This window comes from Halogeometricum rufum (assembly GCF_900112175.1).
GTDB lineage: Archaea > Halobacteriota > Halobacteria > Halobacteriales > Haloferacaceae > Halogeometricum > Halogeometricum rufum.
On the sequence record NZ_FOYT01000007.1, the window covers coordinates 54,967 to 70,196 of the forward strand.

Consider the following 15,230-nt stretch of genomic DNA (forward strand, 5'->3'; position numbering starts at 1 on the left):
GACGGCCATCTCGCCGTATGAGCAAACTCGACGAGTTCCTCGCGGGCGACCGGCACGACGACGTGGCACTGTTCCTCACGCACGAGTACCTCGACAGCCAGGGTAAACTCCCGAACCTCGGCGAAGAGGTCGAGAACGGGTACGTCCTCGTCGTCCCCGGCGACGACGGGCGACAGGCCTTCGCCGCCGGGACGGGGATGGACGCGATGGAGTTCTCGCGGGCGGCGATGGACCGGAACGGCCACGTCGCGCGTGACCTCGGCGGCGGCGAGTGCCCGGACCGCGACGCTGACGAGAACCACCAGGCCGAGTTCATCTTCGCCTTCTCGGAGGCGCAGAACGAAGACGTCGGCGGCCTCTACGCCCGCGGCGAGGTGATTCACGCCTACGCCCACTGCGCCTGCGGGGCGTCCTACTCCGACAAGTGGGTCGTCGGCGAGGAGACGGAGACGGGCGTCCAACCCGGCGAGTCCGAACCCGCACACGCGGAGGAGTGAGCGACGCGTCCGAGGCGGCCGCTCGCCCGTGTTAGACCCCGATTTCCGTCACCCCGAGAATCGCGCCGCACTCCGAACACTCCCAGACAGTCGCGTCGGCCTCGAACTTGACGGCCGTGTCGCTCTCGACTACCTCGACGAGTTCCGCTCCGCAGTCGGTGCAGTGACCCATACGGGCCGTCGAAGCCGAGTAGTCAAATAAGTGAGTCGTCGCGCCGTTCGGCGCCCGGGTCCCGTTCCGACCGTCGTCGCTACCGCTCAGTCTCGACGCCCTCGTCTTGGTCGTCGTCCGCCTCGGCTTCCGCGGCCGCCGCTTCCTCGGCTTCGACGTCCTCGGCGACGCGTTCGAAGGCGGCGAGGATGACGCGCTTCGCGGCCGACCCGTTCGTCGTCCAGTGGTGCGCGTAGTCGAGCATGTCGTCGTAGATGTCCGGTTTACAGCCGGCGGCCTTCGGGTGGCCGCCGCCGTTTACCTGTCCGGCGACTTCGTGTGCGCGCTGGAACTCGTCCGTACCCCGGATGCTCGCGCTTCCGGCGGGCTTGACGATGACCGCGGCGTCGGTGCCGCGTTCGCGCAGGCCCTCGGCCACCTCGTTCTGCGAACACCGGCCGTACGTGACGCCGACGGTCCACGGGCCGACCTGCGTTATCTCCGCCCGGTCGAGGGCGGCGTCGATGAGTTCCTGTTTCTCCACGCGGCGGAGTTCGATGAACTGCTCGACGACGGGCGGCAGGTCGACGCCGTACGCGCCGACGACGGTGACGTACTCCTCGGGGCTCACCCAGTAGGCGTAGTCCGACAGGTCGTCGCTGCGTTCGTCCTCCTTCAGCCACAGGTCGTGGTCGCGGGTGACCGCGGCGAGTTCCGCCCACCGGTCGTCGAACTCGTAGTCCAACGAATCGAGAGTCACGTCCGTCGAACACACCTCGTCGGACTCGCCGACGACGAGTTCGACGCCGGCGTCGCGGACGGCGGCCAGCACGTCGTCGCCCCACTGGTGGTGGTCGTACCACGAGACGGACGACGCGCGTTCGACGAGGGCGGCCAGTTCGTCGTCGACGTACTCGTACTCGTCGGGGCAGAGGTCGCAGACGTAGGCGTCGATGCCCTCGGGGGCGTGCTTCGCGACGCGTTCGAGCGCGTCGTCCAGCGAGTACGGCCCCGCGCCGACGAGTGCGACCGTCGACTTCGGCGCGTCCTCGTCTTCGTCGTCCTCGTCTTCGTCGTCTATCGGTCCCGTCGCCTCCCAGCGCTCGACGCGACGGGCCACGTCGTCCTCGAACGTCGCTACGTCGAGGGCGGCGCCGTACATCTCCCGCACGAGGGCGACGCAGCCGAGTCCGTCGGCGTCCGTGTCGGCGATTACGACGGCTTCGGCGTCCTCGACGGCCTCCTTCACTCGCTCCTCTGCGCGCTCCTCGTCCAGCGAATCGGGGTAGAAGAAGCCCGCGCCGGGCAACTGCGACTTCCGCGAGAGCGACAGCCGAGAGCTGTCGATGAGTTCCTCGTCCATACCGGTGCGAGGGGGGCGGGGGTGAAAATCTCCGTGGTCCGCGGGTGCCGCGTCGGTCCGCGCGACTCGCCGATTTCGCCGGTTCGGCGTCCCGCCCGCCTCCTCTCGGGCCGGAGTGCGACCGTCCCCGTTCAGGCCGACTCGGGCGTCCCCTGCGGTCCGTCCATCTCGTCGTCGGCCAACTGCCGAACCGTCAGCACGGGAACCGGACAGGTGCGGACGACGCGTTCGGCGACGGAGCCGATGAGAAACCGGTTCTCGCCGTGTCGGCCGCGGGTCCCCATCGCCACCACGTCGGCGTCGACGTCGCGGGCGTAGTCGCCGACGACGGTCGCCGGTCGCCCCTCTCGGACGGCCGTCGTGACGTCTCTGTCCGTCGATTCGGCCACCTCCTGGAGCGCGCGCTCCCCGCGTTCGGTCAGTGCCTCGCGCATCTCCTCGCGGAGTCGGTCGGGCGAGGAGTCCACCTCGCTGGCGTCGATGACGTACAGCGCGTGGACCGACGCGTCGAACCGGTCGGAGAGGTCGAGGGCGACGTCCACGGCCCGACGGACGCTCTCGGACCCGTCCGTCGCGATGACGATGGTGTCGAACATGGGCGGCGGTTCGTCAGCCCGCGGCATAAAACCAGTCGGGAGAATCGGTGGCCCGCGGGGTGGGTATTTTTGACCGCGGCCGTCGCATGGCCGGGTATGAGCGACCGACGCCCGATGGACGTGGAGCTGGTTCTCGTCCCCGTAGACCGGAGCGAGGAGTCCGCGAACGCCGTCGAACACGCCGCCGCCGTCGCCGCGGAGTACGACGCGGCGGTGCACGCCGTCCACGTCCTCGGCGAGGACGTGGTCCGCGCCATCGAGACCGGCGTGGTCGACGACGAGGACGTGGTGGCCGACAGCGACGCCATCCAGGAGTCCGCCCACGACATCGCCGACCGCTACGGCGTCGCACTGTCGACCTCTGTCGCCTACGGCTTCTCGACGAAGATGAAGCTCAGACACCCCGGGAGCGTCGTCCTCGACACCGCCGAAGAACTCGACGCGGACTTCATCGTCGTCCCGCGCGAACCCGTCTCGGGCGACCCCGGCGAGGTCCTCGCGAAGGCGGCCGAGTACGTCCTCCTCTACGCCAGCCAGCCCGTCCTCTCCGTGTAACCGACGCCTCGCTTCGCGACCCGCCGTCCCGTCGCCGTCTCCGGCCTCTCAGTCGCCGTCGCCCTCGGTGAGGCGGAGCGTCATCTCCATCTCGAAGCTCTCCGAATCGCTCGTCTCGAAGCCGATTTTCTTGTAGAGACCCACCGCGGGGCGGTTCCACCGCTCGACCGTGAGCCACACCTTCTCGACGTCGTTGGCGTCGCCGTAACCGAGGAGCGCCTCGATGAGGTGCGTCCCGATGCCCGCCTCCTGGTACGCCTGCAGGACGAAGATGGCGAGTTCGTAGGCGTCGCCGTCGGGAACGAGCGTCGCGTGACCGGCCGCCTCGTCGCCGTTCCACGCGACGACGTTCAGACACTCCTCGTCGAGGATGTTGTCGAGCCAGTCGCGGATGCGACGCTCCTGTCCCGGCGGGATGCCCTGCGCCCTGTCGGCGGGGTCGAACGATTCGTACATCGAGACGAGCGCCTCGAACTGCTCGTCCGTCCCGTCGTACGGGCGAATCTCGATGGTTCGTTCGTCGCGGTCTTCGAACGCCACCGGCGGGGATTCGAACGGCCCGGCGACTTCGTCGGGGTAGCGGCGTGACTCGCTCATCGGACCAAGGACACCGTGACGTGCGAGTTCAGCAGGACGAACTCGGCGATGCTCCCGATGTTTATCTTCCCCATCGGACTCGTCTCCCCGCCGCCGAGCACTATCTGGTCGAAACCCTCAGACTCGGCCGTCTCGACCAGTCGGCTGCCGGGGTCGCCGTCGAGGTGTCGAATCTCGGCGTCGACGCCCTCGGCGTCGAGCATCTCCCGAACCGTCTCCGTTACCTCCTCGCGCGACCGGTCCGACGAGGGGTTCTCGACGACCGCGACGGTCAACTCGTCACCCGCGACGGCCGCCCGTGCCACCGTCTGCTCGGCGGCGCGTATCGAGTCGTCGCTCCCGCCGACTCCCAAGAGCACCTTCATGAGACGTGGTGTCGCGGCCGCGGTAAAAAACAGTTACCCGTCTCGGCGGGTCGACCCGCTCTCGTCGCGTCCGCGACCGGTCGACGGAATCCTTTTCCGCCGTGGGGGGAAACCCCGCGGTATGACCGACGAGGACCCGACGACGCCGGACCGCGACGGCCGGTCCGACGCCGAACCGGGCGCGCGGACGACCGAGGACGCGGTGCGAACCGACGACGGCGAGACGCCGGACCGCGACGGCCGAGTGGCGGTCGGGGACGACTCGCGGGCGGCCGACGGGACGGGGGACGACGAGGCCGCCGGAGACGACGTGACCGGCGGCGACGACGGCGAGACCGTCGAGAGCGGCGGTGACGACGCCGATGCCGACACGTCCACCGACCCCGACGCCGGGAGCGAAACCGCCGCGGCGGGCGAGTCGGCCGCCGGCGACGCGGCGACGGACGCCGATGACCCCGAGATTCCGCGCGACGTGCAGAAGTACGCGCGCTTCAAGAAGATGGACGGCGCGCAGTACGACCGGGTCAACGAGTTCCTCCGCGACCGAACGTACGTCACGGCCCGCGAGTGGGCCATCGCGCGCCTCTGTGCGGACTTCCGGACCGAGACGGGCGTCGAGATGACGAAGATAGGCGAGAACCTGCCCGAACTCGTCCCGTTCATGACCGACACGTACACCCCGCAGGCCGTCAATCAGGCCCGGTCGTCGTTCGAGGGGAAGGTGCGGAAGGCGGGAGCGACGTTCCTCTACGGCGCGATGTCGGGGTTCTTCACGGCCGAGGAACTCGACGAGTTGATGTACGAGGTGACCGAGGTGGCGAAGTTCCTGCTCGAAGTCGAGGGGGTGGACCTCTCCGTCGAGGACGAACTCGAGGCCGAGGAACGAATCTCCAGCGTGATGCGCGAAGTGCGCGACGCGAGCGCCGACCTCCGCGAGGAGGAACTGGCAGACGACGCCGGCGACGACTGAGGCGGTTCGAGCGACGGTCCGGCCGGACCGACCACTCCTCCCGTACGTTCAAATACCGGACCGGGGCCACTCCCGACGTGCTCTGACCCTCGCCCCGGGTCGGTCAGCGGTCGTCCGGCGCTCGACTCGGGGACGCGACGCCGCCGGCTGTTCGCCCTTCCGAGCCTACTCCCGGACGTTCTCGCCGACCGCGTCGCCGAACGCGCCGTCCTCGTAGACGACGTGCCCGCGCACCAGCGTCGTCTCCGGGAAGACGCCGCGCATCCCCTCGAACGGCGTCCACCCGCACTTCGAGTGCAGGTCCGCGCCGCGAATCTCCCGCGAGTCCTCGGGGTCGAACAGGACGAGGTCCGCGTCCGACCCGGCCTCGACGCGGCCCTTCGACGGCAGGTCGAAGATGCCGGCGGCGTTGGCGGCGGTCACGTCGCGGACTCGTTCGTACGAGACGGTCCCCTTCCGCGCCTCCTCCAACAGGAGCGGTAGCATCGTCTCGACGCCGGGCACCCCGCTGGGGGCGTCCCAGAGGCCGACGTCTTTCTCCGCGCGGGTGTGCGGCGCGTGGTCGGTGGCGACGACGTCGACGTCGCCGGCGACGAGTCGCTCCCACATCCCCGCGCGGCGGTCTTCGCTGCGGAGCGGGGGGTTCATCCGGCCGTACGTGCCCAACTCGCTGGCGTCCGCACGCGAGAGGAACAGGTGGTGCGGCGTCACCTCGCAGGTGGCGCCGCCGGCCTTCGCGGCGTCGACGCCCTCGGGCGTGCTCGTGTGGGCGATGTGGACGTCCGCGTCCGACTCCGCGCCCACCTCGACGGCGCGTTCGACGGCGGCTTCCTCGGCCGCCGCGGCGCGGTACTGGCTCCACACGTCGGCGTCCGCCGCCTCGCCGGTGCCGCCCGCGTCCCGTTCCCGCGCGGACTCGTCGAACAGGGTCGCGTCCTCGGCGTGGACGGTGACGGTCACGTCCGCCTCGGCCGCCCGCGCGACGGCGTCGGCGAACAGGTCCACTTCGATGCCCATGTCGCCCGTCGAGTCGGCCAGGAACACCTCACCGAGTGCGAACAGCGGCCGGTCGAACAGCGAGTCGGGGTCCCAGTCGGCGGTGACGCCGCCGCTGATGCCGAAGTCGACGACGGACGCCGCGGCCAGCGCCTCCTTCTCGTCGAACGCCGCGCCCGTCGTCGTCGGCGGCGTGGTGTTCGGCTGGTCGGCGACGACGGTGACGCCGCCCGCGGCGGCGCTCTGCGACCCCGTCTCCCACGTCTCCTTGTGCGAGAAGCCGGGTTCCCGGAAGTGGACGTGCGGGTCTATCGCGCCCGGGAACAGCATCTTCCCCGTCGCGTTCATCACCCGCTCGTCCGCGCGCGGTTCAAGCGACTCCTCGACGGCGGCGATGGTCTCGCCTTCGACTCGAACGTCGCGGACGCGGCCGTCGGCCAGCGTCGCGCCGGTGACGAGTAGTGACATACCCCTCCGTCCCACGCGGAGAGGGTAAGCCTCGCGGTTGCGGGCCGGTCAGTCGCCCGTCGACCCGGCCACCTCGACCACCCGTGGCTCGGTGTCGCCGACGAACGCGTCTTCGAGTGCGCGGGCGACGCGTTCGGGGTCGGCGGGGCCGCCGCCGCGGGCGACGCTCCCGACCGAATCGGGGTCGAACGGCACGTCGATGGCCTCGTACACCGGTTCGAGCACGGCGGCTATCTCCGCGTGGTCGGCGACGACGACGACGCCGGAGACGAGTGCCACCTCGCGTCGGATGCGCTGTGCGATGCCGCAAATCTTCCCGTGCGCTTGCACCGAGTGGTCGCCCGGACAGAACGACGCGGGTGGTTCGCCCCGCCTCGCCGGGACGCCGAGCGACCGCAGGGCGCGGACGACGCCCGTCGTCGCCGTCTCGTAGCGGTCGTCCATTCCGGTCCGATCGTTCGCGACGGGGACGGCGGAGGCGAACGCAACCGTCCGTCCCGTGTAGGCGACGGCGCGCCCGCCGACGCTTCGTTCGAGCGCCGGAAACCCCCGCGACTCGGCCGCCTCGCGCGCCGTCTCGTAGCCGTCGGCGTGCGCGTCGCGCCGCCCGAACGCCACCTGCCGGTGCGGCGTCCACGCGCGGAACGCCGGGACGCCCGTCTCGGCGGTTTCCTCGCCCATCGCCTCCGTCGCGCCCCGGTCGGCCTCCCGCGTCGCCGCCCGTCCGCGGACGATTCGGACCACCCTTCCGCCACGCTCGCCGGTCATACCGTCCGACAGGTCCCGACGCGCCTAAGCCCTCCCGGTCCCCCGTCTCGGCATGGACGGCCACGAGTCGCGCGTCGCGGACGCGCCCGAATCCGTGTCGGCGTCGGCGCCGGCGTACCCGGCGGACGCGGACGACGCGGTGACGCTCCCGGCGTCGGTGCTCCGGCGCTACCGGCGGTTCTCGCTCTACAACTCCCCGTATCCGGCCCACGACCACGGCTGCGCGATAGACCTCTATCCGGCGTCGAACGAGGGTCTCTCGCCCGTCGCGGGCGAGGTGCTGGAGACGCGGACGGTGCGCGCGCCGCCGAAGCCGTACGCGCACGACGAGGAGTACCTGATTCTCGTGGACGCGGGCGACTGCGTCGCGCGGATTCTCCACGTCGAACCGGCCGTCGAAGCCGGAGACAGCGTCGCCGTCGGCGACTCCCTCGGGCCCATGGTCCGCTCGGGTTTCTTCGCGCCGTGGGTCGGCAACCACGTCCACGTCGGGTTCAGGCGGCACGACCAGAACCTCCGGCGCGCCACCGGGTCGCTCCCCGTCGTCGCCGACGCGCCGGTCGAACCCCTCGCGTGGGGCGGCACCGGCACCGTCGTCGAGACGGCGGCGACGTACGCCCTCCTCGACAGTCCCGACCACCCCGCGCCGGGGGAGGCGTTCGCGGGCATCGCCGCCGACGACGGCCGCGTCCTCGACGGCGGGTTCGGGCACTACGCGGCCGGCGGCGCCCTCACCGCCGGGGCCGCCGAGGCGACTGATTCGACGGCGGTGTCGCTGCTCGGCCACCCGATAGGGACGGCGCGCGGCCGAGACGTCGCGTGGCGCGACGTGGACGTGCTGGCCAACGGCGAGCGAATCACCGGGCTCTCGCTGTTCGCGGCGCTGGACCCCGAGTTCGGCGCGAAACTCGTCTGTCCCGGTCACGACTTCGCCGTCGGCGACGAGGTTCGGGTGACGATACGCGACAGCGACGACCCGATACGGCTGGGGTGAGCCGGCGTCTCCGCGGCGCCCGGACGGACTTTCCCGGTCCCGTCACTCCGCTTCTTCCGACCCGCGGGCCTGTACGACGTGGGTGAAGGTACCGATACCGAGTCCGCCGACGAGGTTTCCGGCGGTGACGACGACGGTGGTCTCGACTATCGCCGCGACGCCGATGGGGGCGCCGGACCGGACGCCGAAGAGGACGTGGAGGACGGTGACGACGACGTGACTGAACGGGCCCAGCGCCAACAGGACGCCGACGACGTACGAGAGGAGGATTCGACTCACGCTCTCTTCGACCGCCGACAGCGAGAACGACAGCATCGTGACGAGGACGCCGCCGGAGATGGCGTCGGCGAACTCCGCCCACCGGCCGCGAGAGACGATCTCCGAGGAAGTCGTTCGAAACACGTGCTCGGTTCCCGGCGGCAACGCCCCCTCGACGGTGAGGATGGCGACCATCAGGCCGCCGCCGACGAGGTTGAAGACGAACGTGACGCTCCAGAGGCGGAAGAGCGCGCCGACCATGTACGACCCGGACGCTTCGACGGCTCTCACCGCCGGGTCCAAGAAGTTCTCGCTGAACAACTCGGCCCGTCCGATCACCAGGAAGACGACTCCGGTCCCGAGGGCGAGAGCGCCGCCGAGATGTGCCAGCGAGCCGAATTCGGCTTTCAGGTTCGCCTCCACGATGCCCAGCGCCGCCATCCCGAAGGTGATCGTGAACCCCGCGATGAACGCCGTCGCCACCAGTTCCAGCAGCGACTGGTTCAGGCGTCGGTCGCCCTCCTCGGCCGCGCGTTCGTACACCTCGCGTGGGGTCGGTGCCGTAGACATATTCCGAAACTACCCGGAGCGGAAGAAATAGTGGTGACGGCGGTGCGGTCGGGGTCGTCGGCGTCGGGGCTACCCGTCTCCCGAACGCGGCGACAACTTTGAACGCGTCACCGGTGGTTACATACGGGTCGCCGTCGCCTACGTCGGTATGAGCGAGGACGCTCCCGAGGGGTTCCCGGACGACGCCGCGTCGTTCGTCCAGCAGTACATCGAACAGGAGCACGGCTACCTCTCGTGGCTCGGCACGCGGGTGAACGAACTCGAACCCGGACGGGTCGTGATGACCGTCCCGTACGACGAGAAACTCACCAACACCACCGACCCGCCGACGGTCCACGGCGGCATCGCCGCGACGCTCATCGACACGGCGGGCGGCATCGCTCAGCGGACGATGCTCGAGGACCCGATGGCCGGCGGCGTCGCGACGGTGAACCTGAACGTGAACTACCTCCGACGCGCCGCGGGCGACCTGCGCGCCTCGGCGGAAGTCGTCCGCGCCGGCGGCACCATCGGCGTCAGCACCGTCACCGTCGTCAGTCGGCCGCCCGAACGGGTGCGCGAGAACGACGAGGCGTTCGAGCGCTGGCAGGGGACCACCGACGAGGAAGCCGTCGCCACCGGACAGGGCGCGTACCGCCTGTTCCGGGACTGACCCACGCGCCCGGCCGGACCGTCGTCCCTACTCGAACCGAATCTCCTCGCGCGTCGTCACCTCCCCGAACAGCCAGTCCGCGTGGTCGAGCGCGTACGCCTTGTGCTCGTCCTCGATTGCGCCGATGGCGTCCTCGACGAGGACCGGCCGGTAGTCGCGCAGGCCGGCGCTCCCGGCGGTGTGGAGGACGCAGACGTTCGCCAGCGTCCCGCAGAACACCAGGTCGTCGACGCCGTGGGCGTCGAGCCAGCCCTCCAACTCCGTCCGGTGGAAGGCGTCGTACGTGTGCTTCTCGACGACGTGGTCGTCCTCGCGCACGTCCAGTTCGTCGACCAGTTCGGTCTCCCACGTCCCCTCGACGACGTGTTCGCCCCAGCGCTCGAACTCGTCGTAGTAGTGGGTGTCTTCGAACTGTTCGGGCGGGTGGACGTCGCGGGTGTAGACGACGCTCGCGCCCGCCTCGCGGGCGTCGGCGACGAGTGCGGCCACGTCGTCGACGACGGCTTCGCTCCCCGGCGCGTGGAGGCTTCCCTCCGGGTGGCAGAACCCGTTCTGCATGTCCACGACGACGACGGCGGTTCGGTCGGGGTCGAACGCGTGTTCGGTCATGCGTGTGTGTAGCGCCGCGGGGACCAAAACGGTACTCCGTGGTGCGATTCCCGTCGCCGCGGCGCGGAAAAAGGTACTTCCCGGCGCGGACCCTGAAGGGAGTTAGAGCATGTTGACGAGACACGGAGTCGCCGCCGGTGCCCTCGCCCTCCTCTTGGTCCTCGCGGGCTGTACGGCACCGATGGTGAACCCGGCACTCGACGACGGCGGTGCGGCGGGCGGGCCATCGGACACCTCGGTCGTCGCCAGTCCCGACGCCAACTTCTCCGACCCGAGCGAGGACGTTCTCGGCTGGGAAGACGGCTACTGGTACAACGAGTCGATAGACGTGAACCAGTCCGACGGCCTCTCCGACGAGGAACTCCGGACGTACGTCGCCCGGTCGATGGCGCGCGTGGAGTACCTCCGGCACAAGGAGTTCGAAGAGCGCGTCTCGGTGGACGTGCTGTCCCGCGCGGAGTACCGCGAGCGGACTCGCTCGAACGCCCGGAGCGGTTCGGACTCCGGGCCGTCGGCGTTCGACCAGTGGAACAATCAGGTGTGGGAGGCGCTGTTCGTCACCGGCGAGACGGGCGACAGTCAGGAGGCGATAAGCGAGACCCAGAGCAGTTCCGTCGCGGGGTTCTACTCGCCGCGGAACGACGCGATAACGGTCATCACCCCCTCGCCCGACTCGCCGCGAATCGACAACGCGACGCTGGTCCACGAACTCGTCCACGCCCTGCAGGACCAGCACTACGACCTGACGAGCGAGAAGTACCGCGGCGAGACGCAGGACGGTGACCTCGCCATCGACGGCGCCGTCGAGGGCGACGCGAAGTACGTCGAACTGCTGTACCGCGACCGCTGCGGCGTCGAGTGGGAGTGCGTCGCGACGCCGGCGGCCGCCGGTGGGGGCGGGGCTGGCGGGTCGGGCGGCGGTCCGAACCTCGGCATCCTCCTGACCATCTTCCAGCCGTACTCCGACGGTCCGGTGTACGTCCACGACAGAGTTCAGGAGGGCGGCTGGGAGGCCGTCGACGAACTGCTCGAGGACCCGCCGGAGTCCACCGAGCAGACCATCCACCTCACCGACGAAAAACCCGTCCCCATCGAGTACCGGAGTCGGGCGACGAACGGGTGGTCCACGTTCCCGAACCAGGGCCAGAGCGGGTCCGACACCGTCGGCGAGGCGTCGATGTACGTGATGTTCTGGTACCAGGCGCGGACGGCCGGTGCCGACACCGTCGACCCGCGGGGCATCGTCCAGACGGAGAGCCGGTACGACACGTACAACTACGACGCGGTGCCGTCGAGCGGGTGGGCGAACGACCGCCTGTTCCCCTACAAGAAGGCGTCCGGCGGCGAGAGCGAGTACGGCTACGTCTGGGTGACCGAGTGGGACACCGAGGGCGACGCCCGCGAGTTCCGCGACGCCTACCGGAAGATTCTGCGCGCGCACGACGCGACGCGGCAGAGCGAGAACACGTGGGTCGTCGAGGACGGCGAGTTCGCCGACGCGTTCCGGGTCCGGATGGACGGCACGCGCGTCACCATCGTCAACGGGCCGACGGCGGAGGACCTCGACGACATCCGCCCGGCCGCGAACTGACGCCGAGCGACCGCCTCGCCGAGAACGTTTTCCGTAATCGAACCGACGATACCCTGTGAACGTCTCCCGCGCATCGTTCGTCCCCGTCGCTCTCGCCCTCCTCCTCGTCCTCGCGGGGTGTAGCGCGCCCGTCGCCGACCCCTCTGCCAACGAGTGGTCGTGGCCGGACGACCCGCCCGAGGATAGACTCGGCTGGGAGGCGGGCTACTGGTACAACGAGTCCATCGCGGTGAACCAGTCCGACGGGCTGAACGCGTCCGAACGCGAGGCGTTCGTCGCGCGGACGATGGCGCGCATCGAACGCATCCGCGGACTGGAGTTCGAGCGGACCGTTCCCGTCGAAGTCGTCTCGCGGGAGCGGTATCAGAACGAGTCGAGCGTCTTCCGCGCCGAACCCGACGCGTGGGAGGACCAGGTGTACGAGGCGACGTTCCTCGTCGGCGAGGACGAGACGGCCGCGGACGCGCTGAACGACCTGTACGGCGGAGCGGTCGCGGGCTACTACACGCCGAGCGACGAGCGCATCGTCGTCGTCAGCGACGCGGAGACGCCGACGCTGAGTCGGGCGACGCTGGCGCACGAACTCGTCCACGCCCTGCAGGACCAGCAGTTCGGCTTCGCCCCGCCCCCGGACACGCACGACGGCCGCATCGCCGACGACGGCCTGTACGAGGGCGACGCCAACCTGGTCGAGGCGCTGTACGAAAAGCGGTGCGAGAGCGACTGGGAGTGCGTGCAGACGCCGTCGGCCGGCGGCGGGAGTCGGTCGTCGTTCGACTTCGGCGTCTACCTCACCGTCTACGCGCCGTACAGCGAGGGGCCGCAGTTCGTCGACGCCCTCCGCGAACGCGGCGGATGGGAGGCGGTGAACGCCGCCTACGACGACGTGCCCGTCTCCGCCGAGCAGATACTGCACCCGCGGGCGTACCCCGACGAGCGACCGGCGGACGTGGACGTGCCGGACCGCTCGTCTGCCGCGTGGTCGCGGTTCGACCGCGAGGTGGCGACCGACCGTCTGGGCGAGGCGTTCCTGTACGTGATGCTGTGGGACACGCGCGCCATCGACCGGGAGCGACTGCGGCAGAATCCGGGCCCCTACTCGCGGTACAACTACACGGCGGGCGCGAGTGCCGGGTGGGCGGGTGACGAACTCGTGCCGTACCGCGGCGACGACGGCGAGTACGGCTACGTCTGGACGACCGAGTGGGACACCGAGGCCGACGCCGAGCAGTTCCACCGCCTGTACGGGACGTTCCTCCTCCAACTCCGCATGGGGGCCGAACGCGTCGACTCGAACACGTACGTGATTCGCGGCGGCCCGTACGCCGACGCGTTCCGCGTCACGCGGGACGGCACGCGCGTCACCATCGTCAACGCGCCGACCCCCGAGCAGTTGGACGAGGTACACGCCCGGCGGTAGCGCCGCCGGGAGGGTGAGAAAGCACTTGCCGCGCCCGCGAGATGCCGGCGCTATGCACTCGCACACGACCCTCCTCGTCGCCCTCCTCGTCGCGTTCGCGGGGTGCGCGGGCGGTCCGCCGGCCGGTACGGAGACGGGGACGCCGACGGCCACCGACTCCCCGACGCCGACGGCCACCGACTCCCCGACGCCGACGGCGACTGACTCCCCGACGCCGGGGACGACGACGTATGGCACCGACTGCCCGGCGTTCGTCGAGGCCGACCCCGTCTCCGACGTGCCCGACGACGCGACGGTGATTCCGTACGCGGACCTCTCGGCGGAGCGACGGGCGGAGTTCGACGCGGCGCTTTCGGAGGGGAACGCGGAAGTCGAAGACGGGGGTGACGGCTACGTGTTCTGGGTCGACCGCCCGTACGTCCGGTACGAGGGGACCGTCTACCGCGCCGTCGTCGCCGTCTGTTGACCCCGCGACCGAAGACGAACGCTCTCCGGTCGCCGCGTTCGAACGAACGCGTTTTTCACCACGCCGGTGGAACGCGTTCGCATGGACTTCGACATCGTCGGTGCCGACGCCATCCACGGGGGGTCGGCCACCGACGCCTACTTCGAGCGGACGGAGACGACGCTCCGACACGCCGGGAAGAACCCGCGCGTCGTCGCCGAGGTGACGGCCGACCAGTTCCCCGACGGCGACTACGAACTCCTCGCGGGGACGAAGGACGCCGCCGCCCTCCTCGAAGGCCACGACGTCGACGTGGACGCCGTCCCGGAGGGCCGCTTGTTCGACGGCGGTCCGGTCATGCGCATCGAGGGGAACTACCTCGACTTCGCCCGCTTCGAAACCTCGCTTCTGGGCTTCCTCTCGCACGCCTCCGGCGTCGCCACCGCGGCCCTCGACGTCCGGCGCGCCGCCCCCGACTCGCAGGTGCTGTCGTTCGGCGCGCGGCACGTCCACCCCACCATCGCCGCGATGGTCGAACGGAGCGCCCTCCTCGCGGGTCTCGACGGCATCTCGCACGTCGCCGCCGGCGACGTCATCGGCCGCGAGGCGTCGGGGACGATGCCGCACGCCCTCATGATCTGCTTCGGCCGCGGGAACCAGGAGGCGGCGTGGCGGGCGTTCGACGAGGCGGTCGACGAGTCGGTGCCGCGCGTCGCCCTCTGTGACACCTACAGCGACGAGACTGACGAGGTCATCCGCGCCGTCGAGACGCTCGGCGACGACCTGGACAGCGTCCGTCTCGACACCACCTCCTCGCGGCGCGGCGACTTCCGACACATCGTCCGCGAGGTGCAGTGGACGCTCGCCGCCCACGACCACGAGTCGGTGGACGTGTTCGTCTCCGGCGGCCTCGGCCCGTCGGACCTGCGGCACCTGCGCGACGTGGCCGACGGCTTCGGCGTCGGAGGCTACGTCTCGAACGCCGACCCGGTGGACTTCGCGCTGGACATCGTGGAGATAGACGGCGAACCCGCCGCCAAGCGGGGGAAACTCACCGGCGTGAAGGAGGTGTACCGGACGGCCGACGGCGGTCACCACGTCGGACTCCGCGACGCCGAACCGCCCGCCGACGCCGAACGGTTGCTCGAACCGCTGATTCGCGACGGCGAGATAGTGCGGGAGTTCGACCTCGACGCGGCGGCCGACCGGGCGGCGACCGACGCCGACCGGTGCGACTACGGCGCGGAGTGAGGGGACGGCGGTTCGAGAGAGGCGGCGACTGTCCGCGCGAGGGGACCGACGGTTCGAGTGAGGCGGCGCCACGAGAGTGACGGCGACGCCTCTCGCGGTCGGATGCGGAGGCGC

18 protein-coding genes are annotated in these 15,230 nt (G+C 70.4%); 9 read left to right on the forward strand and 9 right to left on the reverse strand.

The features are described from left to right. Positions 1 to 17 precede the first annotated feature (17 nt). Positions 18 to 497 carry a DUF5807 family protein gene (locus BM310_RS20615; RefSeq protein WP_089811418.1) on the forward strand — a complete coding sequence of 160 codons (480 nt, stop codon included), beginning with the start codon at positions 18 to 20 and terminating at the stop codon, positions 495 to 497. 31 nt (positions 498 to 528) lie between these two features. Here BM310_RS20615 and BM310_RS21615 read toward each other — a convergent pair whose 3' ends face one another. The 3 genes from BM310_RS21615 to BM310_RS20625 form a co-directional block, all read right to left on the reverse strand. Further along, positions 529 to 669, reverse strand: a complete 141-nt coding sequence (locus BM310_RS21615; RefSeq protein ID WP_177232727.1) for a hypothetical protein — start codon at positions 667 to 669, stop codon at positions 529 to 531. Between the two features lie 79 nt (positions 670 to 748). Then, a complete protein-coding gene (locus tag BM310_RS20620; protein ID WP_089811420.1) occupies positions 749 to 2,011 on the reverse strand; it encodes a DHH family phosphoesterase in 1,263 nt (420 codons plus the stop codon). A 131-nt stretch (positions 2,012 to 2,142) separates the two neighbouring features. Further along, positions 2,143 to 2,607: a universal stress protein gene (locus tag BM310_RS20625; RefSeq protein ID WP_089811422.1), complete on the reverse strand. Its 465-nt coding sequence runs from the start codon at positions 2,605 to 2,607 to the stop codon at positions 2,143 to 2,145. A gap of 96 nt (positions 2,608 to 2,703) precedes the next feature. Between BM310_RS20625 and BM310_RS20630 the strand changes: the two genes are divergently transcribed. Beyond that, the gene (locus tag BM310_RS20630; protein WP_089811424.1) at positions 2,704 to 3,162 is read left to right on the forward strand and encodes a universal stress protein; all 459 of its coding nucleotides are present in this window, start codon (positions 2,704 to 2,706) and stop codon (positions 3,160 to 3,162) included. Positions 3,163 to 3,210: 48 nt separating this feature from the next. Here the strand turns inward: BM310_RS20630 and BM310_RS20635 are convergent, their stop codons facing one another. Both BM310_RS20635 and BM310_RS20640 read right to left on the reverse strand, forming a co-directional pair. Continuing rightward, positions 3,211 to 3,759 (reverse strand): GNAT family N-acetyltransferase, encoded by a 549-nt coding sequence (locus BM310_RS20635; RefSeq protein ID WP_089811425.1) that lies wholly within the window; start codon positions 3,757 to 3,759, stop codon positions 3,211 to 3,213. After that, complete coding sequence (locus BM310_RS20640; RefSeq protein ID WP_089811428.1) at positions 3,756 to 4,124, reverse strand: universal stress protein; 369 nt, start codon at positions 4,122 to 4,124, stop codon at positions 3,756 to 3,758. The genes BM310_RS20635 and BM310_RS20640 overlap by 4 nt, the downstream gene beginning before the upstream one ends. Positions 4,125 to 4,245: 121 nt before the next feature. On the opposite strand from BM310_RS20640, the gene BM310_RS20645 reads away from it, so the two are divergent. Beyond that, the gene (locus BM310_RS20645; RefSeq protein ID WP_089811430.1) at positions 4,246 to 5,094 is read left to right on the forward strand and encodes a DUF5806 family protein; all 849 of its coding nucleotides are present in this window, start codon (positions 4,246 to 4,248) and stop codon (positions 5,092 to 5,094) included. Between the two features lie 165 nt (positions 5,095 to 5,259). Here BM310_RS20645 and BM310_RS20650 read toward each other — a convergent pair whose 3' ends face one another. Both BM310_RS20650 and BM310_RS20655 read right to left on the reverse strand, forming a co-directional pair. Then, a complete protein-coding gene (locus BM310_RS20650) occupies positions 5,260 to 6,558 on the reverse strand; it encodes a dihydroorotase (RefSeq protein WP_089811432.1) in 1,299 nt (432 codons plus the stop codon). A gap of 48 nt (positions 6,559 to 6,606) precedes the next feature. Continuing rightward, complete coding sequence (locus BM310_RS20655; protein WP_089811433.1) at positions 6,607 to 7,326, reverse strand: lipoyl protein ligase domain-containing protein; 720 nt, start codon at positions 7,324 to 7,326, stop codon at positions 6,607 to 6,609. Between the two features lie 52 nt (positions 7,327 to 7,378). Between BM310_RS20655 and BM310_RS20660 the strand changes: the two genes are divergently transcribed. Continuing rightward, a complete protein-coding gene (locus BM310_RS20660; RefSeq protein WP_245778566.1) occupies positions 7,379 to 8,320 on the forward strand; it encodes a hypothetical protein in 942 nt (313 codons plus the stop codon). Positions 8,321 to 8,362: 42 nt separating this feature from the next. Here the strand turns inward: BM310_RS20660 and BM310_RS20665 are convergent, their stop codons facing one another. Beyond that, positions 8,363 to 9,148 carry a formate/nitrite transporter family protein gene (locus BM310_RS20665; protein ID WP_089811435.1) on the reverse strand — a complete coding sequence of 262 codons (786 nt, stop codon included), beginning with the start codon at positions 9,146 to 9,148 and terminating at the stop codon, positions 8,363 to 8,365. Between the two features lie 148 nt (positions 9,149 to 9,296). On the opposite strand from BM310_RS20665, the gene BM310_RS20670 reads away from it, so the two are divergent. Then, positions 9,297 to 9,800, forward strand: coding sequence for a PaaI family thioesterase (locus BM310_RS20670; RefSeq protein WP_089811437.1), 504 nt, complete (start codon positions 9,297 to 9,299; stop codon positions 9,798 to 9,800). 27 nt (positions 9,801 to 9,827) lie between these two features. On the opposite strand, the gene BM310_RS20675 is transcribed toward BM310_RS20670, so the two are convergent. Further along, entirely contained in the window at positions 9,828 to 10,409 is a 582-nt protein-coding gene (locus BM310_RS20675; RefSeq protein WP_089811439.1) for a cysteine hydrolase family protein, read from the reverse strand. A 109-nt stretch (positions 10,410 to 10,518) separates the two neighbouring features. Here BM310_RS20675 and BM310_RS20680 point away from each other — a divergent pair, with 109 nt between their 5' ends. The 4 genes from BM310_RS20680 (at position 10,519) to BM310_RS20695 (ending at position 15,116) form a co-directional block, all read left to right on the forward strand. Continuing rightward, positions 10,519 to 12,000 carry an Hvo_1808 family surface protein gene (locus BM310_RS20680; protein WP_089811441.1) on the forward strand — a complete coding sequence of 494 codons (1,482 nt, stop codon included), beginning with the start codon at positions 10,519 to 10,521 and terminating at the stop codon, positions 11,998 to 12,000. Positions 12,001 to 12,055: 55 nt separating this feature from the next. Then, positions 12,056 to 13,420, forward strand: coding sequence for an Hvo_1808 family surface protein (locus BM310_RS20685; RefSeq protein ID WP_089811444.1), 1,365 nt, complete (start codon positions 12,056 to 12,058; stop codon positions 13,418 to 13,420). Positions 13,421 to 13,472: 52 nt separating this feature from the next. Then, the gene (locus BM310_RS20690) at positions 13,473 to 13,886 is read left to right on the forward strand and encodes a hypothetical protein (protein WP_089811446.1); all 414 of its coding nucleotides are present in this window, start codon (positions 13,473 to 13,475) and stop codon (positions 13,884 to 13,886) included. A gap of 81 nt (positions 13,887 to 13,967) precedes the next feature. After that, positions 13,968 to 15,116 carry a nicotinate phosphoribosyltransferase gene (locus tag BM310_RS20695; RefSeq protein ID WP_089811449.1) on the forward strand — a complete coding sequence of 383 codons (1,149 nt, stop codon included), beginning with the start codon at positions 13,968 to 13,970 and terminating at the stop codon, positions 15,114 to 15,116. Positions 15,117 to 15,230: the final 114 nt, after the last annotated feature.

Coding starts and splice junctions, on each gene's coding strand:
- BM310_RS20615 (WP_089811418.1), top strand. CDS start 18: ATGAGCAAACTCGACGAGTTCCTCGCGGGCGACCGGCACGACGACGTG.
- BM310_RS21615 (WP_177232727.1), bottom strand. CDS start 669: ATGGGTCACTGCACCGACTGCGGAGCGGAACTCGTCGAGGTAGTCGAG.
- BM310_RS20620 (WP_089811420.1), bottom strand. CDS start 2,011: ATGGACGAGGAACTCATCGACAGCTCTCGGCTGTCGCTCTCGCGGAAG.
- BM310_RS20625 (WP_089811422.1), bottom strand. CDS start 2,607: ATGTTCGACACCATCGTCATCGCGACGGACGGGTCCGAGAGCGTCCGT.
- BM310_RS20630 (WP_089811424.1), top strand. CDS start 2,704: ATGAGCGACCGACGCCCGATGGACGTGGAGCTGGTTCTCGTCCCCGTA.
- BM310_RS20635 (WP_089811425.1), bottom strand. CDS start 3,759: ATGAGCGAGTCACGCCGCTACCCCGACGAAGTCGCCGGGCCGTTCGAA.
- BM310_RS20640 (WP_089811428.1), bottom strand. CDS start 4,124: ATGAAGGTGCTCTTGGGAGTCGGCGGGAGCGACGACTCGATACGCGCC.
- BM310_RS20645 (WP_089811430.1), top strand. CDS start 4,246: ATGACCGACGAGGACCCGACGACGCCGGACCGCGACGGCCGGTCCGAC.
- BM310_RS20650 (WP_089811432.1), bottom strand. CDS start 6,558: ATGTCACTACTCGTCACCGGCGCGACGCTGGCCGACGGCCGCGTCCGC.
- BM310_RS20655 (WP_089811433.1), bottom strand. CDS start 7,326: ATGACCGGCGAGCGTGGCGGAAGGGTGGTCCGAATCGTCCGCGGACGG.
- BM310_RS20660 (WP_245778566.1), top strand. CDS start 7,379: ATGGACGGCCACGAGTCGCGCGTCGCGGACGCGCCCGAATCCGTGTCG.
- BM310_RS20665 (WP_089811435.1), bottom strand. CDS start 9,148: ATGTCTACGGCACCGACCCCACGCGAGGTGTACGAACGCGCGGCCGAG.
- BM310_RS20670 (WP_089811437.1), top strand. CDS start 9,297: ATGAGCGAGGACGCTCCCGAGGGGTTCCCGGACGACGCCGCGTCGTTC.
- BM310_RS20675 (WP_089811439.1), bottom strand. CDS start 10,409: ATGACCGAACACGCGTTCGACCCCGACCGAACCGCCGTCGTCGTCGTG.
- BM310_RS20680 (WP_089811441.1), top strand. CDS start 10,519: ATGTTGACGAGACACGGAGTCGCCGCCGGTGCCCTCGCCCTCCTCTTG.
- BM310_RS20690 (WP_089811446.1), top strand. CDS start 13,473: ATGCACTCGCACACGACCCTCCTCGTCGCCCTCCTCGTCGCGTTCGCG.
- BM310_RS20695 (WP_089811449.1), top strand. CDS start 13,968: ATGGACTTCGACATCGTCGGTGCCGACGCCATCCACGGGGGGTCGGCC.